This is a genomic window from Pseudomonas sp. TUM25319 (assembly GCF_056388475.1).
In genome coordinates this window covers 2,931,755-2,954,013 of record NZ_CM150751.1, presented here as the reverse complement: position 1 = coordinate 2,954,013, position 22,259 = coordinate 2,931,755, and the positions used below count along the sequence as shown (strand labels likewise).

General features: G+C 63.8%; 22 protein-coding genes and 1 tRNA gene. 9 read left to right on the top strand and 14 right to left on the bottom strand.

Annotated elements, in window-relative coordinates:
- Positions 1–52 precede the first annotated feature (52 nt).
- Positions 53–880 (top strand): type IVB secretion system protein IcmH/DotU, encoded by an 828-nt coding sequence (gene icmH / locus AC05QJ_RS13935; protein ID WP_476747403.1) that lies wholly within the window; start codon positions 53–55, stop codon positions 878–880.
- Positions 881–908: 28 nt separating this feature from the next.
- Here icmH and AC05QJ_RS13930 read toward each other — a convergent pair whose 3' ends face one another.
- From AC05QJ_RS13930 to AC05QJ_RS13920, 3 genes are read right to left on the bottom strand one after another with little or no spacing between them, the layout of a single operon-like run.
- Positions 909–2,333 carry an aldehyde dehydrogenase family protein gene (locus tag AC05QJ_RS13930; protein ID WP_476747402.1) on the bottom strand — a complete coding sequence of 475 codons (1,425 nt, stop codon included), beginning with the start codon at positions 2,331–2,333 and terminating at the stop codon, positions 909–911.
- A complete protein-coding gene (gene aptA / locus AC05QJ_RS13925; RefSeq protein ID WP_476747401.1) occupies positions 2,330–3,637 on the bottom strand; it encodes an omega-aminotransferase AptA in 1,308 nt (435 codons plus the stop codon). The genes AC05QJ_RS13930 and aptA overlap by 4 nt, the downstream gene beginning before the upstream one ends.
- 25 nt (positions 3,638–3,662) lie before the next feature.
- Positions 3,663–5,162, bottom strand: coding sequence for a serine hydrolase domain-containing protein (locus AC05QJ_RS13920; RefSeq protein ID WP_476747400.1), 1,500 nt, complete (start codon positions 5,160–5,162; stop codon positions 3,663–3,665).
- 163 nt (positions 5,163–5,325) lie between these two features.
- Between AC05QJ_RS13920 and AC05QJ_RS13915 the strand changes: the two genes are divergently transcribed.
- Positions 5,326–6,201, top strand: coding sequence for an FCD domain-containing protein (locus tag AC05QJ_RS13915; protein ID WP_476747399.1), 876 nt, complete (start codon positions 5,326–5,328; stop codon positions 6,199–6,201).
- Positions 6,202–6,299: 98 nt separating this feature from the next.
- On the opposite strand, the gene AC05QJ_RS13910 is transcribed toward AC05QJ_RS13915, so the two are convergent.
- The 8 genes from AC05QJ_RS13910 to AC05QJ_RS13875 all read right to left on the bottom strand — a co-directional run bounded on the left by AC05QJ_RS13910 (position 6,300) and on the right by AC05QJ_RS13875 (position 15,525).
- Positions 6,300–7,568, bottom strand: coding sequence for an OprD family porin (locus AC05QJ_RS13910; RefSeq protein WP_476747398.1), 1,269 nt, complete (start codon positions 7,566–7,568; stop codon positions 6,300–6,302).
- Between the two features lie 116 nt (positions 7,569–7,684).
- Positions 7,685–9,313, bottom strand: a complete 1,629-nt coding sequence (locus AC05QJ_RS13905; protein WP_476747397.1) for an ABC transporter ATP-binding protein — start codon at positions 9,311–9,313, stop codon at positions 7,685–7,687.
- A gap of 2 nt (positions 9,314–9,315) precedes the next feature.
- On the bottom strand, positions 9,316–10,188 hold the full coding sequence (locus AC05QJ_RS13900; protein WP_476747396.1) for an ABC transporter permease: 873 nt from the start codon (positions 10,186–10,188) through the stop codon (positions 9,316–9,318).
- Positions 10,185–11,126, bottom strand: a complete 942-nt coding sequence (locus tag AC05QJ_RS13895; protein ID WP_262129414.1) for an ABC transporter permease — start codon at positions 11,124–11,126, stop codon at positions 10,185–10,187. The genes AC05QJ_RS13900 and AC05QJ_RS13895 overlap by 4 nt, the downstream gene beginning before the upstream one ends.
- Positions 11,127–11,140: 14 nt before the next feature.
- Positions 11,141–12,676 carry an ABC transporter substrate-binding protein gene (locus AC05QJ_RS13890; RefSeq protein WP_476747939.1) on the bottom strand — a complete coding sequence of 512 codons (1,536 nt, stop codon included), beginning with the start codon at positions 12,674–12,676 and terminating at the stop codon, positions 11,141–11,143.
- Positions 12,677–13,075: 399 nt separating this feature from the next.
- Positions 13,076–13,804, bottom strand: a complete 729-nt coding sequence (locus tag AC05QJ_RS13885) for a type 1 glutamine amidotransferase (protein ID WP_476747395.1) — start codon at positions 13,802–13,804, stop codon at positions 13,076–13,078.
- Between the two features lie 18 nt (positions 13,805–13,822).
- A complete protein-coding gene (locus AC05QJ_RS13880) occupies positions 13,823–14,698 on the bottom strand; it encodes a dihydrodipicolinate synthase family protein (protein ID WP_476747394.1) in 876 nt (291 codons plus the stop codon).
- A gap of 44 nt (positions 14,699–14,742) precedes the next feature.
- Complete coding sequence (locus tag AC05QJ_RS13875; protein ID WP_476747393.1) at positions 14,743–15,525, bottom strand: aldolase; 783 nt, start codon at positions 15,523–15,525, stop codon at positions 14,743–14,745.
- Positions 15,526–15,661: 136 nt separating this feature from the next.
- Between AC05QJ_RS13875 and AC05QJ_RS13870 the strand changes: the two genes are divergently transcribed.
- Positions 15,662–16,198, top strand: coding sequence for a helix-turn-helix domain-containing protein (locus AC05QJ_RS13870; RefSeq protein WP_476747392.1), 537 nt, complete (start codon positions 15,662–15,664; stop codon positions 16,196–16,198).
- Between the two features lie 125 nt (positions 16,199–16,323).
- Here the strand turns inward: AC05QJ_RS13870 and AC05QJ_RS13865 are convergent, their stop codons facing one another.
- A complete protein-coding gene (locus tag AC05QJ_RS13865; protein ID WP_476747391.1) occupies positions 16,324–16,773 on the bottom strand; it encodes a GNAT family N-acetyltransferase in 450 nt (149 codons plus the stop codon).
- A gap of 123 nt (positions 16,774–16,896) precedes the next feature.
- Positions 16,897–17,088 carry a hypothetical protein gene (locus AC05QJ_RS13860; RefSeq protein ID WP_476747390.1) on the bottom strand — a complete coding sequence of 64 codons (192 nt, stop codon included), beginning with the start codon at positions 17,086–17,088 and terminating at the stop codon, positions 16,897–16,899.
- A gap of 207 nt (positions 17,089–17,295) precedes the next feature.
- On the opposite strand from AC05QJ_RS13860, the gene AC05QJ_RS13855 reads away from it, so the two are divergent.
- The 4 genes from AC05QJ_RS13855 (at position 17,296) to AC05QJ_RS13840 (ending at position 20,090) form a co-directional block, all read left to right on the top strand.
- Positions 17,296–17,547, top strand: a complete 252-nt coding sequence (locus AC05QJ_RS13855; RefSeq protein ID WP_476747389.1) for a hypothetical protein — start codon at positions 17,296–17,298, stop codon at positions 17,545–17,547.
- 70 nt (positions 17,548–17,617) lie between these two features.
- Entirely contained in the window at positions 17,618–17,977 is a 360-nt protein-coding gene (gene tnpB / locus AC05QJ_RS13850; RefSeq protein WP_004883347.1) for an IS66 family insertion sequence element accessory protein TnpB, read from the top strand.
- Between the two features lie 18 nt (positions 17,978–17,995).
- Positions 17,996–19,549, top strand: coding sequence for an IS66 family transposase (gene tnpC, locus AC05QJ_RS13845; RefSeq protein WP_476743066.1), 1,554 nt, complete (start codon positions 17,996–17,998; stop codon positions 19,547–19,549).
- A gap of 301 nt (positions 19,550–19,850) precedes the next feature.
- The gene (locus AC05QJ_RS13840; RefSeq protein ID WP_476747388.1) at positions 19,851–20,090 is read left to right on the top strand and encodes a hypothetical protein; all 240 of its coding nucleotides are present in this window, start codon (positions 19,851–19,853) and stop codon (positions 20,088–20,090) included.
- 121 nt (positions 20,091–20,211) lie between these two features.
- On the opposite strand, the gene AC05QJ_RS13835 is transcribed toward AC05QJ_RS13840, so the two are convergent.
- Positions 20,212–20,299: transfer RNA gene (locus AC05QJ_RS13835), tRNA-Ser, on the bottom strand.
- 125 nt (positions 20,300–20,424) lie between these two features.
- Between AC05QJ_RS13835 and AC05QJ_RS13830 the strand changes: the two genes are divergently transcribed.
- Both AC05QJ_RS13830 and AC05QJ_RS13825 read left to right on the top strand, forming a co-directional pair.
- Positions 20,425–21,096, top strand: coding sequence for a Bax inhibitor-1/YccA family protein (locus AC05QJ_RS13830; RefSeq protein WP_476747387.1), 672 nt, complete (start codon positions 20,425–20,427; stop codon positions 21,094–21,096).
- A 131-nt stretch (positions 21,097–21,227) separates the two neighbouring features.
- Positions 21,228–22,244 (top strand): MsnO8 family LLM class oxidoreductase, encoded by a 1,017-nt coding sequence (locus AC05QJ_RS13825; protein ID WP_476747386.1) that lies wholly within the window; start codon positions 21,228–21,230, stop codon positions 22,242–22,244.
- Positions 22,245–22,259 lie beyond the last annotated feature (15 nt).

Here is a 22,259-nt window from a genome sequence, read left to right as displayed (position 1 = left end):
CGCAATTTCCCCGAGCTGTAGCCGCAGTTCTGAACAACTTGGAGTCAATGATATGAACCTCCCCATCCAGAGCGAAAAAAACCAGGCCAGTCAGGATGATCACACCGCACCCGTAGAGGGTATTCGGGACAGGGACAACCTGTTGCATGAGGCTGTAAGCAAGATGGACCGCGAACCCGACCCGCTATTCCACATGCGCGGCCACAGCCTCAACCTTCTGATCGATGCAGCCCAGCCTCTGTTCGGCCTGGTGATCGCTCTACGCAATACCGAGACGGGCGATGCCGATCAACTGTATGGCAAGGTGCGTGACCAGATCACGACGATCGGCGAAGAGATTCGCCTCGCCGGTTATGACACCACCACGCAACTGACCTACCGCTATGCCTTGTGTGCCTTCATTGATGAGGCCGTGTTGTCTACGGCCTGGGGGAGCGAATCCAGCTGGAAGGATCGCTCGCTGCTCAGCTACCACCACAACGAAACCTGGGGCGGGGAAAAGTTCTTCACGGTGCTTGAACGCATGCAGATGGACCCGGCTCGCTACCAGGAAGTCCTGGAGTTCAAGTTCATGTGCCTGTGCCTGGGCTTCCAGGGCAAGTACGGCGCGCAGCCCGACACCCAGGAGGTCCTCAATGGCCTGATCGTCAAACTGCACCGGATCCTGCGCCAACTGCGCGGCCCGGCGCCCGAGCGCCTGTTCGACGAGCCCGACACCGTGGTCTCGCGCGGCTATCGCCTGCCACGCCTGTGGCCATTGTGGACGCCCTGGGCCCTTGCAACCATAGTCCTGACGGGCGTCTATCTCTACTTCTCGATAAGCCTGGAGCACAGCACCGAACAGGTGCTCAGATCCCTGGATTTCATCCTCCAACCCTGACCTGTGCAGTTCCTGATACCGCCACCGCTCACCCCGGTGAGTACCCGAACATCGACTTCACCTCCAGATACTCCTCCAACCCGAACACGCCCCACTCCCGCCCATTGCCCGACTGCTTGTAGCCACCAAACGGCGCGCCGTTGTCGGCCTTGCTGCCATTGAGATGGACCATGCCCGTGCGCAACCGCCGCGCCACCGCCCGGGCCCGTTCCAGGCTGCCGCCGGTGACGTAGCCGGAGAGGCCGTAGGGGCTGTCGTTGGCCATCGCCACGGCGTCGTCTTCGCTGTCATAGGGCAGGATCGCCAGCACCGGGCCGAAGATTTCTTCCCGCGCCACTGGCAGGTCCGGGGTGACGTCGGCGAATACCGTCGGCTGGACGAAATACCCCCGCTCGATGCCCACCGGACGCCCCACGCCACCACACACCAGACGCCCGCCCTGCCCCAGCCCGGCGCCGATCAGTTGCTGTACCCGCAAGAACTGCGCAGCATTGGCCAGCGGGCCCATGGCAGTGTCGGGCCGACTGTCGTCGAAGCAGACCTGCGTCGCCATCTCACGGGCGATCTCGACCGCCCGGCCCTGCAAGGCGCGAGGCACCAACATCCGGGTCGGGGCGTTGCACGACTGGCCGCTGTTGCGCCAGCAGCCGGCGACACCATGGCGCACCGCCGCGTCGAAGTCGGCATCGGCCAGGATCAGGTTGGCCGACTTGCCGCCCAGTTCCTGGGATACCCGCTTGACCGTATCCGCTGCGGCCTTGGCCACGGCGATGCCGGCACCGGTGGAGCCAGTGAAGGACACCATGTCGATCCCCGGATGCCGGGCGATCCCGTCGCCAATGGTCATGCCGTCTCCGTTGACCAGGTTGAACACCCCCGCCGGCACACCGGCCTCATGCAGGATGTCCGCCAGCAGCATGGCCGACAGCGGCGCCCGCTCGCTGGGCTTGAGCACCATGGCGCAACCGGCGGCCAAGGCCGGGGCGACCTTGCAGGTGAGCTGGTTGAGCGGCCAGTTCCAGGGCGTGATCAGGCCGACCACGCCGATGGGCTCGCGGCTGATCAGGCTGCTGCCGTGGGCGCGATCGAATTCGTAATCGCGCAGCACTTCGAAGGCCCGCTGCAGATGGCCGAGCCCGGCCGGTACATGGGCATTGCGGGCCAGCGACAGCGGCGCCCCCATTTCCCGGTGCACCGCCTGCGCCAGTTCTTCGCTGCGCTGGCGGTAGCCGGCGATGATCGCCGCGAGCAGCTCCAGGCGCTGCTCGCGGGTCCACTGCGAATAGCCGTCGAAGGCGCGTCGGGCCGCCGCGACGGCGCGGTCCAGGTCATCACGATGGCCCAGGCTGATCTGGCTGAAGGGCTGTTCGTCGTGGGGATCGACCACGTCCAGCCGAGAGCGGTCGAGCGGACGCTCCCAGCGCCCGTCGATGTAGAAGTCCAGCGCGTTCATGCCACCCGCTCCAGTGCCTGGCGCAGGGTGTCGAAGATCAGCCCGATCTGCTCCGCCGAGACCACCAGCGGCGGCGACAGTACGATAGTGTCCCCGGATGCACGCACCAGCACCCCGGCGTCGAAGCAGTGCCGCGCCACTTCGGCACCACGGGCGCCCGGTGCGCCGTCGCGGCTGTGCAGTTCCACCGCGCAAAGCAGGCCGATGGCGCGCACATCCTGCACCCATGGCTGCTCCCGCAAGGCCAGCGCGGTGCGTTGCCACAGCGGCGCCACCGTGCGCACATGGGCGTTGATCCCCAGCTCTTCGTGTACCGCCAGGGTCGCCAGGCCGGCGGCGCACGCCAATGGGTGCGCCGAGTAGGTGTAGCCGTGCATCAGTTCGATGGCCGACGCCGGGCCCTGCATGAAGGCTTCATACACGGTGCCGCTGACCAGCACGCCGCCCATGGGCACGGCGCCGTTGGTCAGGCCCTTGGCCAGGGTCATCAGGTCCGGGGTCACGCCGAAGGCCTGGGCGGCGAAGGACTCGCCCACCCGGCCAAAGCCGGTGATGACTTCGTCGAAGATCAGCAGCACGCCGTGGCGGTCGCAGAGTTCGCGCAACCGTTGCAGGTAACCCAAGGGCGGCGCATAGACGCCACCGGATCCGGTAACCGGCTCGACGATCACCGCCGCCACGGTGGCCGGGTCGTGAACGTCCAGCAGTTGCAGCAAAGCGTCGGCGTAGTGGGCGCCCTGCTCCGGCTGGCCGGCGCTGAAGCGCAGGCTGGCGTCGTAGGGCAGCGGCAGGTGCGCGACGTCGCCCAGCAGCGGCCCGAAGTCGCGCTTCTGCCGGCCGATGCCGGACACTGAAAGACCACCGAAGCCCATGCCGTGGTAGCCCTTGGCGCGGCCGATCAGCTTGGTCCGGCGGCTGTCGCCCCGGGCCTGGTGATAGGCGCGGGCAATCTTCAAGGCCGTGTCCACCGCTTCCGAACCGGAGTTGGTGAAGAAGACTTTTTCCAGCCCCGCCGGCGCCAGGTCCACCAGGACGTCGGCCATGCGCAGGGCATCCGGGTGGCTCATCTTGAACGACGACACGAAGTCCAGGCGCCCCGCCGCCTCGCGGATCGCTTCGACGATGCGCGGCTGGCCGTGACCGGCGTTGACGCACCAGAGGCCGGCCATGGCATCCAGCACCGGACGGCCCTCGGGGGTGAAGTAATGCATGCCCTCGGCGCGATCGAACAGCATCGGCTCGCGGCTGAAATCGCGCATCGGGGTGAACGGGGCCCACAGGCCGGTGGTGAGAGGCTGAGTCATGAAACGGCTCCTGGATCGGGGAAAGTCAGAGGCGGTGACCGCGCAGGGTCGGGCGCTGCAGGGCGCCGGCATTGGTGTTCACGCCACGGTCGAACAGCAGCACACCGTCTTCGAGGCGGCAGTCGATGCGGTCGGTGAAGGCGGTTTCGACGAAGCGCCAGAGCAGGTGCAGGCCGCCCGCCTCGTCCCAGCGTCCGTGGGCGACTACCGGCGTCTGCTCGGGCTGGTACTGGTGGTGCAGGTAGTTGCCGGTGATGCTGGTGTGCGACTCCACAGGCTGGTGCAGGCCGACACGCACCGAATGGCTGCCGCGGTGGTCGACCAGGGTGAAGTCGCAACCGTCATCGTCGAAGGCGAAGGCGATCTCGCGCACCTGGTCCTCGTTCGGCTCGATGATGAAGCGACCGGCCAGGTCGGCCTGGCACGGCGAGTCGCTGGCGCCGTCGAGGTCGGGCAGGTGCAGGCCGTCGATCAGGGCGTCGAGACGGGCCTGGTCGGCCTCCGGGGTCGCACCGACGCGGCCGAGACCGGGGAACAGGTGCTCCCAGAGCGCGGCATGCAGGCGTTTCTCGCCCAGGCGCAGGCCGCAGGTGAAGGCGATCACCGTGCGCTGCGCCGGCAGCACGATGCACTGCTGGCCAAACACGCCGGAGGCGTAGTAGCCGCCGTTGCGGGTCATCCACCACTGGTAGCCGTAGCCTTCGCGGCGGGTACCGGCGGCGTTGGCGGTGTCCCGCGGCAGGTATTGCTTGCCGTCGAATTCGCCCATCCACACGTCGTCCACCTGGTTGCGGGTGGCCGCTTCGACCCACTGCGGCGAGAGCAGTTGCCGGCCGTCCCACTGGCCTTCGCGCAGGTGCAGCACGCCGAACTTCAGCGAGTCCTCGGTGGTGCAGCTCAGGCCGTTGCCGCCGCTGTTGAAGCCGCCGGGCGCGAGGTCCCAGGTCAGCGGGTCCATGCCCAGGTGACGCAGCACGCGCTCGTCGAGCAACTGGTGCAGGGTCTGGCCACTGACCTGGGTGACGATGGCCGAGAGCATGAAGCTGGAGGCGCTGCTGTAGATGAACGACTGGCCCGGCGCTTCGTCCACCGGCTCGGCGAGGAAGGCCTCGACCCAACTGCTGGAGAGGTTGCGCCAGTCGCCGCCGGAGATGCCGCGGCGGTGGCCGGTGCGCATGGTCAGCAGGTCTTGCACGGTCATGGCGGCGAGGTTGGCGCTGATCTGCGGCGGGCAAAGGTCGGGGAAGAAGTCCACCACTTTGTCGGTCAGGGCCAGGCGGCCATCGTCGATCAGCAGGCCGACGGCGGTGGCGGTCCAGCTCTTGGTGGCCGAGTGCTGCACATGCGGGCGCCGTGGGGCGTACGGCCGCCAGAAGGCCTCGCTGACCACCGCGCCGTCGCGGTACAGCATGAAGCTGTGCAGCTCCAGCCCGGCGGCCTGAAGGGCGTCGAGGAAATCGACGATGGCCCGTGGATCGACGCCTTTGTCCTGGGGCAACGCCCGTGGCAGTGGGATGTAACTCATCAACGCGGTTCCTCGCAAAATCGACGGGCGAACCGCCGATGTTTTTATATGCTTAAAAATACATTTGTGCTTGAATCTGTCGCCGGGCCCCGGCAACGACACCGGGACGCCCGATCTTTTCGCTTGTCCGGCCCTCCCTTCGTCCAAGGAACGACTTCGCCCCATGGCTCAACTCACCTCGCTGCAGACCAAGGTTGCCGCCCAGATCCTCGCTGCCATCCAGAGCGGCGACTTGCCTGCCGGCAGCCACCTGAAGGAAGTCGACCTGGCCGAACGCTTTGGCGTGTCGCGCTCGCCGATTCGCGGGGCGCTGGCGTACCTCGCCGGCCAACAGATGATTGAAGCGGCCGCACAGCAGGGCTATCGCGTGCCGCTGCAGCCGCTGGCGGTGCAGGCCCAGGTCAGCGAACTGCACAGCGAGGAAGACGCGCTCTACGCGAAGCTGATCGACGACCGCCTGAACCAGGCGCTCCCCGACCAGATTTCCGAAAGCGATCTGCTGCGCCGCTACGGCGCCGGCAAGAGCGTGTTGCGTCGCTGCCTGCTGCGGCTGTCCGACGAAGGCGTGATGCAGCGCAAGCACGGCCACGGCTGGCAGTTCCTGCCGACCCTGAGCGACCGCCAGACGCGCTTCGAGAGCTACCGTTTCCGCATGCTGCTGGAGCCGGCCGGCCTTCTGGAGCCGACCTTTCACCTCAACCCCGAGCAGGTGCAGCGCTGCCGGCGCCAGCAGCTCGACCTGCTGGAGGGCGTGGCCGACAGCAAGCGCTTTTTCGAGAGCAACGCGCAGTTCCACGAACTGCTGGCGGCGGCCTCGGGCAACACCTACATCCTCCAGGCAGTGCAGCAGCAAAACCGCCTGCGCCGGCTCACCGAGTTCCATTCGGTGAACAATGTCGAGCGGGTCAAGGTCTCGTGCCGCGAGCACCTGGCGATCCTCGATGCGCTGGAGCAAGGCGACAACGAATGGGCCTCGACCCTGTTGCACCGCCACCTGGAGGTGGCGAGCAAGATGGGGGTGGCGCGGGGCAAGGGCTGAAGACCAGTGCTGTGCCGATCGCCGGCAACGCCAGCTCCCACAGAGGTACCGTGGGAGCCGGCGTTGCCGGCGATGAATGCGCCGCGCGCCCCCGTTCATCACCAGATCGCCACGGTGTAACCGAGGATCACCCGGTTTTCGTTCATGTCACGCAGGTAGTTGGCCTTGGTCAGCGCATTGCGCCAGCGCAGCGACAATCCCTTCATCGGCCCGCTCTGGAACACGTAGCCCAGGTCGATATCCCGCTCCCACTCCCGCGCCTCGCCATCGAAGCCTTTCACCACGGCCTGGTCGCCCTTGGCCCAGCGGGTCGAGAAGGTCAGCCCCGGAATGCCCAGCGATGCGAAGTCGTAGTCGTAGCGCGCATGCCAGGTGCGCTCCTTGGTCTGGGAGAAGTTGCTCAGCTGATACTCGGAGAACAGGAAGGTGTTGGTGCCGTCCACGTAGGTGAACGGGGTGTCGCCAAACTGCTCCTGGTAACCGCCGCCCAGGGTGTGGCCGTTGTAGCTGTAGGCCAGCCGGGTACTCAGGGCGCGGTTGTCGACCTTGCCCGCAAGCCCGGCGCCGGCCTTGTCGGCATCGAAGTAGCGGATATCGGTTTTCAGCGCACCGCCGCCGAGGGCGAAGCTGTGTTTCAGGCCCACGTAATGCTGCTGGTAGATGTCTTCCAACTGGGCAAAGTGGTAGGTCAGTTGCAGCGCCGGGGTCAGCTTGTAGTCACCGCCGATGAAGCGGAACCGGTCGCTTTTGGCGCTGCTGCGGTAGGCGCCGCTCTGGCTGGTCAGGCCCATTTCCTCGTAATCGGTGGACTCGCGCTGGCGGACCCGGTCGATCTGCCCGCCAATCAGCGCCAGGCCCGGAATGTCGCCGGACTTGAGCTGGGTACCGCGGAAGGTCTGCGGGAAGATCCGGCTGGTGTTGGGCTGCAGGGTCGGCAGGTCGGGCAGCAGGTGGCCGCTGCGCAGCTCGCTCTGGGCGAAACGCACCTTGCCGGTGATGCCCAGCTTGGAATACTCGTCCTGGGCGCGCCTGGCGTAACTCGGCTTGCCCGGCTCGGCCTCGTTGTCCCGGGACAGCAGGCCAGAGCCTGAGCGGTCCGGGCTGGAGTCGAGTTTCAGGCCGAGCATGCCCACCGCATCCACGCCGAAACCGACGGTGCCTTCGGTAAAGCCCGACTGCAGGTTGAGGGTGAAGCCCTGGGCCCACTCTTCGCGCTTGGACTGGCCGGCGTCTTCGCGGTAGTCGCGGTTGAAGTAGTAGTTTTTCAGCTCCAGCGAGGCCTTGCTGTCCTTGATGAAGTCGGCGTGGGCCTGGACGGAAAGCAGGCCGACACCGGTCAGCAACAGGTTGAGGTTCGGGTGTTTCATGTGTTTCTGGCTCCTGGCATTCGTGATGAGAAGGCTGTTGTTGTTGTTTTTTCGGACATGACTTGCCCCTCCACGCTGGCTGGACCAGCGCGCCGGGGATGGATCAGGGGTTCAGGTCAGCTGGCGCGACGTATTCGGTAACTGCCGTCGGAGAGCTTCTCCAGCGGGCTGGCGGCGGCCAGCAGCTGGCGGGTGTACGGGTGCTGCGGGTCGTCGAAGACCTGCTCGCGGCTGCCTGTTTCCACCACTTCGCCCTGGTGCATCACGGCCACCCGGTGGGCAATGCGCTCCACCGCCGAGAGGTCGTGGGAGATGAACAGGCAGGCGAAGCCGTATTGCGCCTGGAGCCGCTCGAAGAGTTCGAGGATCTGTTTCTGGATGGTCATGTCCAGGGCCGAGATCGGCTCGTCGGCGATCACCAGTTGCGGGTGTCGTACCAGCGCCCGGCCGATGGCCACGCGCTGGCGCTGGCCGCCGGACAACTGGTGCGGGAAGCGCTCGGCGAAGGCCTCCGGCAGCCCGATGTCACGCATGGTCTGCGCCACCCGCTCGCGGCGACCGCTGGCGCTCAGGCCGGGCTCGTGGCGCAGCGGCTCGATGAGGATCTCGCCGATCTTCATCCGCGGGTTCAGCGACGAGAACGGGTCCTGGAAGATCATCTGACATTGCAGGCGATGGGTGCGGTTGCCGGCCTTGAGAATGTCCACGCCCTTGAAGCGGATGGCGCCGGCGCAGGGCTTGATCAGCCCCACCAGCGAGCGGCCGAGGGTGGTCTTGCCCGAACCGCTGCCGCCCACCAGTGCCAGGGTCTCGCCCGGGGCGATGGCCAGGCTGGCGGAATGCACCACCCGCTTGTACTGGCGCTTGCCCCAGAAGCTGGCCGGGCCCGGATGCTCGATGCACACCTGGTCCACTTCCACCAGCGGACCCTTGCCCGCCGGCAGCGCCGGCAGCTCGCCGCGACGCGGCAGGGCTTCGAGCAACTGGCGGGTGTACTCGGCCTTCGGTGCCAGCAGGATATCGGCGATGGCGCCCTGCTCAACGGCCTGGCCCTGGCGCATCACCACCACCCTGTGGGCGTAGCGCGCCACAAGCGACAGGTCGTGGCTGATGAACAGGATCGCCGTGCCCTGCTCGCGGGTCAGCTCCAGCATCAGCTCGATCACGTCCAGTTGCGCCAGGCAGTCCAGCGCGGTGGTCGGCTCGTCGGCGATCAGCAGCTTGGGCCGCAGCAGCATCACCGACGCGAGCATGATCCGTTGGCGCATGCCGCCGGAAAACTGGTGCGGATAGGCCTTGAGGCAGCGCTCGGCGTCACGGATGCCAATGCGCTGGAGCATCTCCACGCAGCGCTCGTGGATCTGCGGCGGGTCCAGGTCGGTGTGCAGCGTCAGGGCCTCGGCCATCTGCCGACCGATGGTCAGCGCCGGGTTCAGCGACACCATGGGTTCCTGGAACACCATGCCGATCTGTGCGCCACGGATGGCGCGCATGGCTTGGGCGTCGAGGGTGACCAGGTCGCGGCCCTGGAAGTCCAGGCTGCCGCCGCAGACCTGCATCGGCATCGGCAGCAGGCCGATGGCAGCGCGGGCAGCCATGGTCTTGCCGCTGCCGGATTCGCCGACCAGGGCGACGATCTCGCCCGGGGCCACGTCGAAACTCAGGCCGTCGACCGCCAGCGGGCCATGCTCGCCGACACGGATCTGCAGGTCACGCACCTGCAACAGGGTGTTGGGCTTGGACATGATCACTTCCTCATCCGGGGGTCGAGACGATCGCGCAGGGCATCGCCGAACAGGTTGATGGCCAGCAGCGCCAGGCAGATGAACAGCCCGGGGAAGATCCCCAGCCAGCTCGCCGAGGCAATGTAGGGCCGGCTGCTGGCGAGCATGTTGCCCCAGGTGGCAGCGGGTGGCGGTACGCCCAGGCCAAGGAAACTCAAGGCGCTTTCCGACAGCAGCGCCCAACCGAACATGCTGGTGGCCAGTACGCACAGCGGGGCCAGGCAGTTGGGCGCGATGTGCCGCAGCATGGTGTACAGCTCGGAGTTGCCGATCACCCGCGAGGCTTCGATGAACTCCAGCTCCCGCAGCGACATCACGCTGCCGCGCACCACCCGCACCACCGACGGCGTGTAGGCGATGCCCAGGGCCAGGACGATGCCGTACTGGCTGGCACCGATGATCGCCATGATGCCGAGAGCCATGAGGATGCCGGGGAACGCCAGCAGCGCGTCGTTGAACATCATCAGCAGGCGGTCGGTCCAGCCCCGCAGGTAGCCGGCGAGCATGCCGATCAGGGTGCCGGCGACCACCGCGAAACTCACCGCCAGCAGGCTGATCCACAGGCTGGTGCGGGCACCGATCAGCAGGCGGCTGAACACGTCGCGACCGAACTCGTCGGTGCCCAGCCAGTGCGCCGCCGAAGGCGCCTGCAGGCGTGACAGCAGGTCGATGCGCAGCGGGTCGAACGGCGTCCAGAGCAGCCCGAGCAGGGCCATGGCGATCAGTACCAGCAGCAGGCTGGCGCCGATCAGCGCGTTGGCCGGCGGCCAGCCCCGTGGCGCCTTGCGGACCGCGGCCGGCGCGGCCAGCGGCGCCAGGGAGGGTTTCGAACTCATAACTTCACCCTTGGATCGAACAGTGGGTAGAGCAGATCGACGAACAGGTTGACCAGCACATAGACGAAGGTGATCAGCAGCAGGCAGCCCTGCAGCACCGGGTAGTCACGGGCGAAGATCGCATCCACCATCAGCCGGCCGATGCCCGGCAAGGTGAACACGGTCTCCAGCACCGCAATGCCGCCCAGCAGGTTGCCGAGGATCAGCCCGACCAGGGTCCAGGTCGGCGCGAAGGCATTGCGCAGGGCATGCCGCCACAGCACTGCGCTTTCCGACAGGCCCTTGGCCCGGGCATGGGCGATGTACTCCAGGCGCAGCACCTCGATGGTGCTGGCCCGGGCCATGCGGGTGATGGCGCCCAGTTCCACCAGGGTCAGGGTGACGATCGGCAGCACCAGGTAGCTCAGCGCCTGCCACGGGTCCTGGCCGAAGCTGACGTAGCCCACCACCGGCAGCCAGCCAAGCTTGATGCCGAAGGCGTAGAGCAGCAGCAGACCGAGCCAGAAACTGGGGATCGACAGCAGCAGCGTGGCACTCATCACCAGCCCCAGGTCGAGGGCGCTGTTCTGTTTCCACGCCGCCAGCAGGCCTACCGGCACGGCGATCAGGGTCGCCAGCAGCACCGCCACCAGGACGATGCTGGCACTGACCGCGAAGCGTTCGAGGATCAGCGGCAACACCGCCTCGCGGGTGCTGATGGAAAAGCCCAGGTCACCACTGAGGACGGCCTTGAACCAGATCAGGAACTGGGTCACCAGCGAGTGATCCAGGCCCAGGGTGCGGCGCATGTCGGCCAGGCTCTGTGGGTCGGCCATGTCGCCGAGCATCAGCAGCGCCGGGTCGCCGGGGATCAGCCGGATCAGGGCGAAGACCATCACCGAGATCAGCAGCAGGGTCGGCAGCGCCATGCCGAGTTTTTGAACGATAAAGCGGAACATCGTCTGGCCCTGCCCTACTTCGCCGCGAGGCTGACGCCCCACAACCGTGGTTTGGCCACCGGCCAGGAATGGTAGCCGCGGGTGCTGTCACGCAACGCGCCGATCACCGTACCGTTGTATATGATCACCATCGGCGTGTCCTTGATCATCATCCCGTGCAACTGATCGAACAGCGCCTGACGCTTCGCCGTGTCGCTCTCGCGCACCGCCTCGCGCAGCAGCCCCTGGGCCTGCGGGTTGTCCCAGACCTTGCGCGGCTCCTTGTTCTTGTCGCCCATCAGCGAGTCGAAGCCCAGCGCCGGGTCGAGCCGCGACGAATAGGAGAACGACATCATCTGGTAGTTGCCGCTCTGGTAGCGCTCCAGTTGCGTGCCCCACTCCAGGGTTTCCATCTGGATGTTCAGGCCGCTGGCCTGGGCCATCGCCTGGGCCAGCACGCCCATGTCGAACATCTGCTGGTAGCGCTTGTTGACGATCATCCTGATCGGCTGGCCCTTGTAGCCGGCTTCCTTGAGCAGACGCTGGGCTTGGGCTGGATCGTAGGTATAGCCCTGCTTCGCCGCCGCGCTGTAGAAGGCGCTGGTCTGCGGGATCGCCGAATTGTTGGGCTGCGACAGGCCGTTGGACAGCGCCGTGACCATCTGCCCGTAGTCCAGCGAATGGGCGATGGCCTGACGAATGCGCACGTCCTTGAGCAGCGGATCACTGGTCTGGAACAGCAGGCCGCAGATGGCCATGATCGGGCTCACCGAAACCTGGATGCCGGGGAGCGCCTTGAGCTCCTGGGCGTCGCTGGCGGTGACGTCCGGCAGCAGGTCGACGTTGTTCGACAGCAGCGCCGCCTTGGCCGACGACGGGTCGGGAATGATCATGAAGCGCACGTTGTCCACCAGCGCTTCCTTCTTGCCGGTGAAGCCATCGGGGCCGGCTTCGTCACGGGCGCTGTAGTCCTTGAACCGCGCCAGTTGCACGTACTGGCCCGGTTTCCACTCGTCGAGGGTGAACGGGCCGGTGCCGATCGGCGATTTCCAGCGCCCGTCGGCGGCCAGCGAGTCCGGATGCAGGATGCCGGAGCCACCGCAATCCGGACGGGCCATGGAGGCGAGGAACAGTGCGTTAGGCTGGTCGAGGGTGAAGACCACGGTGCGCGGGTCGGGCGTGGCGATGCTGCTGATCTTCGCGCCGCCACGGCCATCGAATTCCGGCAGGCAACGCCATTGGGTCTTCGGATCGAGGTAGTGGTCCCAGGTCCACTTCACCTCGGCGGAACTGAGGGTGGCGCCGTTATGGAAGCGCACGCCGTCGCGCAGGGTGAAGGTATAGGTCAGGCCGTCGTCGGAGACCTTGACCGCGCTGGTCAGCAGCGGACCGACCGAGGCGTCCTCGCGGTGCGCCACCAGGCCCTCGACCACATGGAGGATCACGGTGTCGGTGTTTTCGTCACGGTTCACACCGGGTTCGGTGCCGCGGATATCGGCACCCAGGCCGACGCGCAAGGTGGTGTCGGCCACGGCGTGCTGGGCCAGGGCGCCAAGGGTCGCAAAGCCCAGTACCTGCAGGGTGCGACCAAGGAAAGGATTGCGGAAGCGATGCACGGGAGAGGTTCTCCTTCGCTGAAGACCGGTCGATGGCAGGCCCGGCCTCAAGGTTCTGATCATATCGTTCTTGTTGTGGCCTGACCTCGATCAGCGCCGTTTGCGATTTTGTATTTTTCAATTCGCCGAGACATATTCACAGCGATATCTCTCTTTGTAAATGTTTTTTTATCGATTAAAAAACATTGAAAAATACATTGATGCCTATGCGGTGAGGTTTGAGGCGAAAACCGGGGGCAATGCGATGGCGAGCGCCGAGCCGTGGCTGGAGTGGGGAAGGCTGGGGGAGATGGGGTGCAGAAGAAGGGGTCGCACCCGGCAGAGAGCGGATTGCCGGGTGCGGTATGCAAACGCTCAGCGGGCCTGAGCGGCCCTGTAGGCTTCGACGAGTTTGTCCAGGAAGCCGAACAGCTTCTGGTTCATCTCGTCCCAGTCATGGGCGCGCAGCGCGGCGGGTTGCTGCACGAAGCGGTGGCCGGTGAGTTGTGCAAGATCGCTCTGCGAGGCGGCGATCAACAGCTCGATGACGTCACGGGTGAATTCCATGTGGCACTGGAAGCCGTAGACCAGCGGGCTGTATTCAACGATCTGGCGCGGGCAGCCTTCGCTCGCGGCCAGAATCTTCGCGTCAGCCGTCAGGCCGGGCATGTCGTTGTGCCAATGCCCCACCTGCAGTACCTCGCCGAAATGCGCGACCTTGCTGTTGGCCTTGCCGTCAGCGGTCAGGTGGATCGGAAACTTGCCGATCTCCTTTTCCGGGCTGTGGGCAAACGCCGCGCCCAGCGCTTCGCCGATGAGCTGGGAACCCAGGCAGATGCCCACGACCGCCTTGCCGGCAGCAATCGCCTGAGTGATCAGGCGGCACTCGGCGACGGCATCGAAGTGCGGGCATTGCGCAAGGCTGGTCGCCGGATCCTGCGGGCCTCCAAGGACCACCAGCAGGTCGATGCCTTCGGCGCTCTCCGGCAGCGCCTGCTGCTCGTAGACCCGCGAGTAGCTGGCCTGGTAGCCACGGGTCTGCACCCAGGTCTCGTAGGCGCCGGGAGCTTCGAAGGACTCATGAACGATGAAATGGACTTTCATGGGTGCTCTCTTCAAGGGTCAGGTGAGCAGGGTTTTCAGCAAGGCGCTGCCCTGGGGATCGAGCGGCTGCAACGGCAGGCGTGGCGCGCCGACATCCAGGCCGAGCATCTTCAGACCGGCCTTGATGGTGGTCGGAAGGCCGCGACGGGTGATGTATTCCAGCAGCTCGTACTGGCGGTAGAACAGGGTCCGCGCCTCTTCCAGCCGGCCCTCCTGGACCGCCGCCCACAGCGCCAGGTTGAGCTCGGGAATCAGGTTCGGTGCGGCAGTGCACCAGCCTGTCGCACCGGCCACCAGGGCTTCCAGGGTGAGCGGGTTGCAGCCGTTGTAGAACGCGACCTTGCCGCCAGCGGCGTGGTGCAGGCGGTGCATGCGCTGAATGTCGCCGGTGCTTTCCTTGACCATGGTGACGTTGGGCACTTCATCCAGGATCCGCAGGATCAGCTCGACCGACAGGTCCGTACCGCTGGTGCCCGGGTTGTTGTAGAGCATGATCGGGATATCGATGGCCGCGCCGACAGCCTTGTAGTGATCGACGATCTCGGCCTCGGTCAGTTTCCAGTAGGACACCGGCAGCACCATGACCGCCGTGGCGCCACAGGACTCGGCGAGCCGGGCACGCTGGACGGTACGTGCGGTGGTCAGGTCGGACACGCTGACTACCGTCGGCACCCGGCCGGCAATGCTGTCCTGGCTGAAACGCACCACCGACTCCCACTCGCTGTCGGAGAGGTACGCGCCCTCGCCGGTGCTGCCCAGGGGCGCGATGGCGTGCACACCGGACTGGATCAGGCGTTCGATGGATTTGCCCAATGCGGCGAGATCAAGCGAGCCGTCCGCGGCGAAGGGCGTGATGGTGTAGCCGATGACACCGTGAATCACAGGAGTAGACATACAAGGCACCTTTTGCAGTTTTCGAGGAATGGATAAAGCGTCGATCAGCCCAGGCAATCGCCATGGGTACGCAAGGCACGACGGGCGTAGTAGCTGAACGCGGCCCCGTGGCGCTTGGGTGTGGAAATCCAGTCATGGGCTTCCTGGCCAAGCGCTTCGGGAATCGGGCGGATCTCACCGGCACTCATGGCCAGCAGTTGCATCCGGGCGGCGCGCTCGAACAGCAGCGCCAGAACGCACGCCTCCTCCACCGAACGGCCGGCGATCAGCAGGCCGTGGTGGGAAAGCAGGATGGCGCGCTTGTCGCCGATGGCGTTGGCGATGATCTCGCCCTCCTCGTTGCCGACCGGAACGCCCGGCCAGTCCTTGAGGAAAGCGCAGTCGTCGAACAGCGGGCAGATATCCATGTGCGAAACCGCCAGTGGCACTTCCAGCATCGACAGCGAAGCGCTGTGCAGCGGATGGGTGTGGATGATGCAGTTGACGTCGGGACGTGCGCGGTACAACCAGCTGTGGAAACGGTTGGCGGGGTTGGCCATGCCACGGCCCTGGAGAACGTTGAGGTTCTCGTCCACCACCAGCAGGTTGGACGCCGATATCTCATCGAAGCCCAGGCCGAGCTGTTGCGTATAATAGGTGCCTGTTTCCGGCGCCCGAGCGGTGATTTGCCCGGCCAGGCCCGAGTCATGTCCACCGTCGAACAGAATGCGGCAGGTCAGCGCAAGCTTCTGCCGTGGCGTGTAGGTGTTGTCGATCAGCGCCGTCTGCATCTGCTGCTCGGCGAGCCTGACGAGTTGGTCCTTCGGGGTCTGCATGGTCGTAGTCACGATCGGTACCTGAGCTGGAAATGGCTGTTTTTTCCTGGTGACCGCTGCCACGGCGCCAGGACACTTAGCAATCGTAATGACACTTTGTGTCATAAACAAGATCAGTGTGTCATCATTTTTCAAGGAACCGCTTCGGATGTCGGTGCAGCTCAAGATTTTGCGCAAGAAAATGGGGGTGACCCTGGAGCAGCTCGCTGGGCAGACCGGTTTGACGAAGAGCTATCTGTCGAAGGTCGAGCGAGGGCTGAGCTCGCCGTCGATTGCCGTGGCGCTCAAGCTGGCCAAGGCCCTCAATGCCCAGGCGGAGGAGCTGTTCAGTTCAGAGCCGGTGCCGGCGGAGGGCTACAGCCTGGTTCGCCGTCAGGAACGCGCGGCTCCCGGTGAACAGGTGACGAGCCACCATGTACCGCTGGCACGACATATCGGCCAGCGGGCACTGCTGCCGTTCATGGTGTACCCGCCCCGCTCCTTTGGACACTCCGCCTTCAAGGAACACCTTGGAGAGGAGTTCATCTACGTGCATCGCGGCAGCGTGGAAGTGGACTTCGGCACCGAGCGCCTGGTGCTGGAGGAAGGGGATGCACTGCACTTCAATGCGCAGAAGTCGCACCGGATTCGCACGGTGTCGGAGGTGCAGGCGGAGTTGCTGGTGGTGGTGCATAGTTCGGAGTGAATGGAGGCAGGCGATTGAGATCGCCTGCCCGCCGCTGGGCTCTGCATGAAATCTATCCTGGCGGAGGCCAGGCGAGCCTGTTTTCAACGCAGCATGACCAAGTTTCAAGGGGTTTCATGCAGAGCCTAGAGCCGTTTTTCCATTACGATGGTGCGCTCGGCCCCATGATACTCGTCGCGGATTTTCTGATAACCCAACGCGGCATAAAACTGTTCAGCGGTAATCGACGATGGCACGCGGACAATTCCAATTCCAGCGCAGACAGCGGTTGCATGAATGGCATTCATCAAATGCCTGCCGGTACCACTTTTTTGGTGAGCCGGATCGACGAAAACACTTCTGACCACGTCACCGTCGAGAGCCGCCGTGCCGATAATGTTTTCGCCCAGCAAGGCTACGAAAACCCTGCGCGTGGCAAGTTGTGCAGTGATGGCTTCAGGAGAAAAGCTCTGCTCAACCAGCGCGATCACATCAGGCGGGTAGTCCTGTGAGTTCGACTCACGCAGGGCGGCTAGAACTACTTGGCTAATCGCTGCTGCATCTCTGCTCGTGGCGAGACGAACGTGGCATTCCATGCTGAGGCCTCCATCCTGAAGATTGCAGCTTAGGCTCTTTATGATAAGCCTTGATATTCGGTGATGCTGCGTTGAAAACGGTCTCACAAGGCCGCTTGACTCGCCGAAGCGGCTCGCCAGCCTCTATCGCTTTTTGCTCGGCGTGCCCATGAAGCTGCCCGTGATCAAAACAGCGGCAGGACCGATAAGCCAGGTCAGGCCCGACTCGGGGTACTTCGTCGTCACCACAATGACAAAGACAAAAAGGCCTAGCCCTGACCAAAACCGCTTGCGCGGCGTGAGCCATTCCCGAAACGCTTCCAGCCTTGCGCCCATCACCACGCTCCTTGTTTGGCAAGCGGCAAAGCATATCACCCACTTCAACAAATAGGCCTGCTGCGTGGAGGAGTCGTCTGCTCTGTGGAGCCAGTGATAAGGACGACATGGAGGCTTCTCACGTTGTCCCGACACGGATCAGCGCATTTTGATTTTGTGGTGCGGCGACATATGCTGCCTGCGATATGCAGACTCCTGGGGATAGGGATGACCAAACTCACCAAGCTACGCATTTTCCTCACACTCGGCGCCCTCGCAGGTATTGCGCCGGTGACGGTGGCGTTCATCTTCGGGTTGCCGATGCTGGTGTCAGCAGTTTTCTATTCCCCGGCCGCAGGTTGGGCCGCGACAGCAATCCTTGTATCGCTTACAGGACTATGGGGTTGCTGGAGCGCTTACAGGGCAGCGATGGCAAGCTATCCTCAGCCCGTTCATGGCTGGAAAGTAAGCGCTCCATGAACCCCACATTCAAAGCGCTTACCTGATCCCCGATGCTGTGCTCCCGATTTCTTTCTGGAGCCTGCCGACGATGATGCGCCCCGACGCCAAAGTCGAAAAAGTCTATCTCTACCCCAAGCCTGTCGACTTCCGAAAATCCATCGATGGCCTCGCCGCTCTGGTCGAACTGGATATCAAGGTGGCCGTGTTCGACCCGGTACTTTTCGTGTTCCTCAACAAGCCGCGCAATCGCGTGAAGATCCTCTATTGGGAGCGCAACGGTTTCTGTCTCTGGCTCAAGCGCCTGGAGTCCGAACGCTTCAAGACCTCGCCTGACGCCACTGACGAAGCCATTGTCCTGACTGTTCAGGAACTGAACTGGCTACTCGACGGCTTCGACCTTTGGCGCAACCGCCCACATCAGGTTTTGACCCCTCGTTTCGTGGCCTGAATCGGTATAATCCTCGGCATGGATTCCATGCCCGATGACCTTCCCGATGACCCTGTCCTGCTCAAGCAAATGCTCCTTGAGGCTTACGCAGCACGCTCGCGTGAGCAGGAAGTCAAAGAAGCCTACGCCACTCACATCGTTGATCTGAAAGAACAGATCAAGTTGCTGCGTGATCGCCTTTTCGGCCGCAAGTCCGAGCAGGCCATCGATCCCAACACGCCGCAACTGGCGATGTTCAACGAGGCAGAAAGCGAACCTCTGTTGACGGTGGAAACGCCGGATGAAGAAGTCGTCACGCCAGCGCCACGCCGGGGAAAACGCAAGCCACTCTCGGCTGATCTGCCGCGTATCGAAGTCATCCACGAACTGCCTGAACACGAACTGACCTGTGCCTGCGGTTGCCGCAAGCATGAGATCGGCGAGGAAATCAGTGAGCAACTGGATATCGTGCCGATGCAGATCCGCGTGCTCAAACATGTCCGTAAGGTCTACGGCTGCCGGGGTTGTGAAGTTGCCCCGGTCACGGCAGACAAACCGGCTCAACTGATCGAGAAGAGCATGGCCAGCCCGAGCGTGTTGGCGATGTTGCTGACCACCAAGTATGTCGATGGCTTGCCGCTGCACCGTTTTGAAAGTGTCCTGGGCCGGCACGGGATCGACATTCCACGGCAGACACTGGCGCGCTGGATTATCCAATGCAGCGAACATGTCCAGCCGCTGCTGAATCTGATGCGTGAGCGATTGCTGGAAAGTCCGGTCATCCATTGCGATGAAACCCGTGTCCAGGTACTGAAAGAGCCAGATCGAGACCCGACCAGCCAATCCTGGATGTGGGTGCAAGTCAGCGGGCCGCCTGACCGAAAAGTCGTGCTGTTCGACTACAGCTCCAGCCGGGCGCAGGAAGTGCCGTTGCGTCTGCTGGAAACTTACCGCGGGTATGTCATGACGGACGATTACGCTGGCTATAACGCGTTGGCGCTGCAGTCTGGCGTAGAACGGTTGGCGTGCATGGCGCATGCCCGGCGCAAGTTTGTCGAAGCGCAGAAAGTGCAGCCTAAAGGCAAAACCGGACGGGCCGATGTCGCACTGACGATGATCAACAAGCTGTATGGCATCGAACGCGAACTGAAAAACGCCAGTGACGAGCAGCGTTTTGCCGCGCGACAAGCGCAAAGCCTGCCAGTCCTGACCCAGTTGAAAAGTTGGTTGGACAAGGCCCAATCCCAAGTGACGCCACAAAGCGTGCTGGGCAAGGCCGTGAATTATCTGGCGAACAACTGGAGCCGGTTGGTGCGTTACGTCGAGGCTGGTTATCTGCCAATCGACAACAATCTGGCTGAACGCTCGATCAAGCCGTTTGTCATCGGTCGCAAGGCCTGGCTGTTCAGCGACACGCCCAAGGGCGCTACGGCCAGTGCCCAGATTTACAGCTTGGTCGAGACTGCAAAGATCAACGGCCAAGAGCCTTATACGTGGCTGCGCCACGTACTGGAGCGACTGCCCCACGCGCAGTCTGTGGCGGACTATGAAGCGTTACTGCCATGGAACTGCTCGCCGGAGATGCCACGGTAACTGAGACTTCCTCTTCTCGGTAGGTGGGGTTCATGGATCGCTTACGCTGGAAACTGATCGCCGCGGTGGTGGTTGCGATAGCCTGGGGAGTGACCTTGGTCGCAGTATTGGGCGGGGAGCCGTGGGTTCAGATTGCTTTTCTGATGCCTGGATCGACTGCCGCAATCATGCTCGGTGTCGCTAGGCGGCGGGCTCGCCTTGTCGGTCAGGGGCGCCTGGATGCGGCGCCACCCTGTTGAGGGCCTCATCAGCCTTGTCGGTGGCTGGGAGGCAGCGGTATGGAAGGCGGTTTACTGCGCGGATGCTAATCCAGCGCTGGGACGATGCTCGGCAACAAAAAGCCGTGAAGGCAACCTTAGCCGCCGGAGAGCAGGCGCTGGCCAGCCGAATCAGGCAGTTCCGATTCGCGGCATTAGGGTCCGAGGCGGCCTCGGAAGTCACCGATGTCGACCACGCCAGCCTGCTGCTCGGCCACACGAAAGGAGACATTACCGAGCGGGTATACCGACGCGTCGGGGCACTCGCCAAACCGACCAAATGAGCAAAGTTTTAGGACGCGTCCTAATACCATTGCACCGATACCCCTCCCAATGGCGTTCTCACAGGCCGTTTTTCTATCCCCCAAAAACGCAAAAAGCCCTGAATAATCAGGGCTTTGAATATGGCGGAAGCGTAGAGATTCGAACTCTAGGATAGTTGCCCATCGACGGTTTTCAAGACCGTTGCCTTAAACCACTCGGCCACGCTTCCACTGTGTCATGCGGGCGCCATCATACCGAAATGAAACAAGCTGTCAAACTCTCTAAGTGGCCGCTTTGCGAGCCTCTGTTATGATCTTTGCAACTCAACGTTTCAAAACCCACAGGAGTGTCGCCATGCGCGAACAGGATTACGCCGTCAATCACGGCCTGCAGGTCGAACAGCAGGAGGTCAGCCGCGTCCTGCGCAATACGTACGGGCTGCTGGCCCTCACCCTGGTCTTCAGCGCCGTCATGGCCTACGTCGCACAGCAGATGCGCGTCGGCTACCCCAACATCTTCGTCGTGCTGATCGGCTTCTACGGTCTGTTCTTCCTCACCGCCAAGCTGCGTGACTCGGCCTGGGGTCTGGTATCCACCTTCGCCCTGACCGGTTTCATGGGCTTCCTGCTCGGCCCGATCCTCAACCGTTACCTGGGTATGGCCGGTGGCGCCGAAGTGGTCAGCTCGGCCTTCGCCATGACGGCGCTGGTGTTCGGCGGACTGTCGGCCTACGTGCTGATCACCCGCAAGGACATGAGCTTCCTCAGCGGCTTCATCACCGCCGGCTTCTTCGTGCTGCTGGGTGCGGTGGTCGCTAGCTTCTTCTTCCAGATCAGCGGCCTGCAACTGGCGATCAGCGCCGGCTTCGTGCTGTTCTCGTCGGTCTGCATCCTCTTCCAGACCAGCCAGATCATCCACGGCGGCGAGCGCAACTACATCATGGCAACCATCAGCCTGTATGTATCGATCTACAACCTGTTCGTCAGCCTGCTGCAACTGTTCGGCATCATGAGCTCCGACGACTGATCAGTCCGCAGTTGAACAAGCCCGCTTCGGCGGGCTTTTTCTTGCCTTTTTCTTTTCCTGTGTCCTTCCCCACCAAAGACCCTGCAAATTAGTTAACATCTGCACAAACAGTGTTTATGGAACCGCCCGCAGTGTCTTTGAAACTCACCGTAATTGATCAGACGCCCATCCACGAGGCCCGAACCCCGGTCACCGCCCCCGCCACCTCGGTCGAACTTGCGATAGCCTGCGAACGCCTGGGCTACCACCGCTACTGGCTGGCCGAACACCACAACAGCATTCAATTCGCCGGTACGGCACCGGAGATCCTGCTCACCCGGATCGCCAGCTCGACGACAAAAATGCGCGTCGGCAGCGGCGGCGTGATGCTGACCCACTACAGCCCTTACAAAGTGGCGGAAACCTTCGCGCTCATCGGTGGGCTGTTTCCCGGGCGCATCGATCTGGGAATAGGCCGGGCACCCGGTGGCAGCCACCTGAGTTCAGTGGCCCTCGCCGCTCCCGCCGCCGTTGCCCAGTACGATCATTTCCCGCAGCAGGCCGCCGAACTCTGTGCCTTTCTGCGTGGCGATTTCCCGAAGAATCATCCCTACGCCGCGCTGGCCTGCGCCACGAGCCCGACCACCCTGCCCTCGCTATGGATGCTCGGGTCAGGTGGCGGCAGTTCGACCCTGGCAGGACAGTTGGGAATGGGACTGGCGCTGGCGAAGTTCATCGCGCCCCAGACCTGCTCGCCGGCGATCTTCCGGCAGCATGAAGAGGCCTACCGCCAATCCGGGATGACGACGCCCCCTCCTCGCCTGGTCGCCCTGGCGGTGATCTGCGCTGCGTCGGATGAAGAAGCCTGCTTCATCGCCGGCACTGCCGTGTACCGGAAAATGATGGCGGGCAGCGTTCCCCGCGAGCCTTTGCTGACGCCTGAAGAAGTGCAACAGCGATACCAGCGGATGAGTCAGCAAGAACGCCTGGAGTTCGACAGCACCCTGGGCGACATGGTGGTGGGCTCGCCAGAGACCTGCCGGACGAGAATCCGGCAGATCGCCGAGGCGTTCGGCTGCGAGGAGATCGGGGTGGTGACGGTCACCTATGCTTTCGATGACTGGCTGCGCAGCTATGAGCTGCTTGCGCAGTCGTTCGAGAGTCAGTGAAGCGCTTGCCACGAT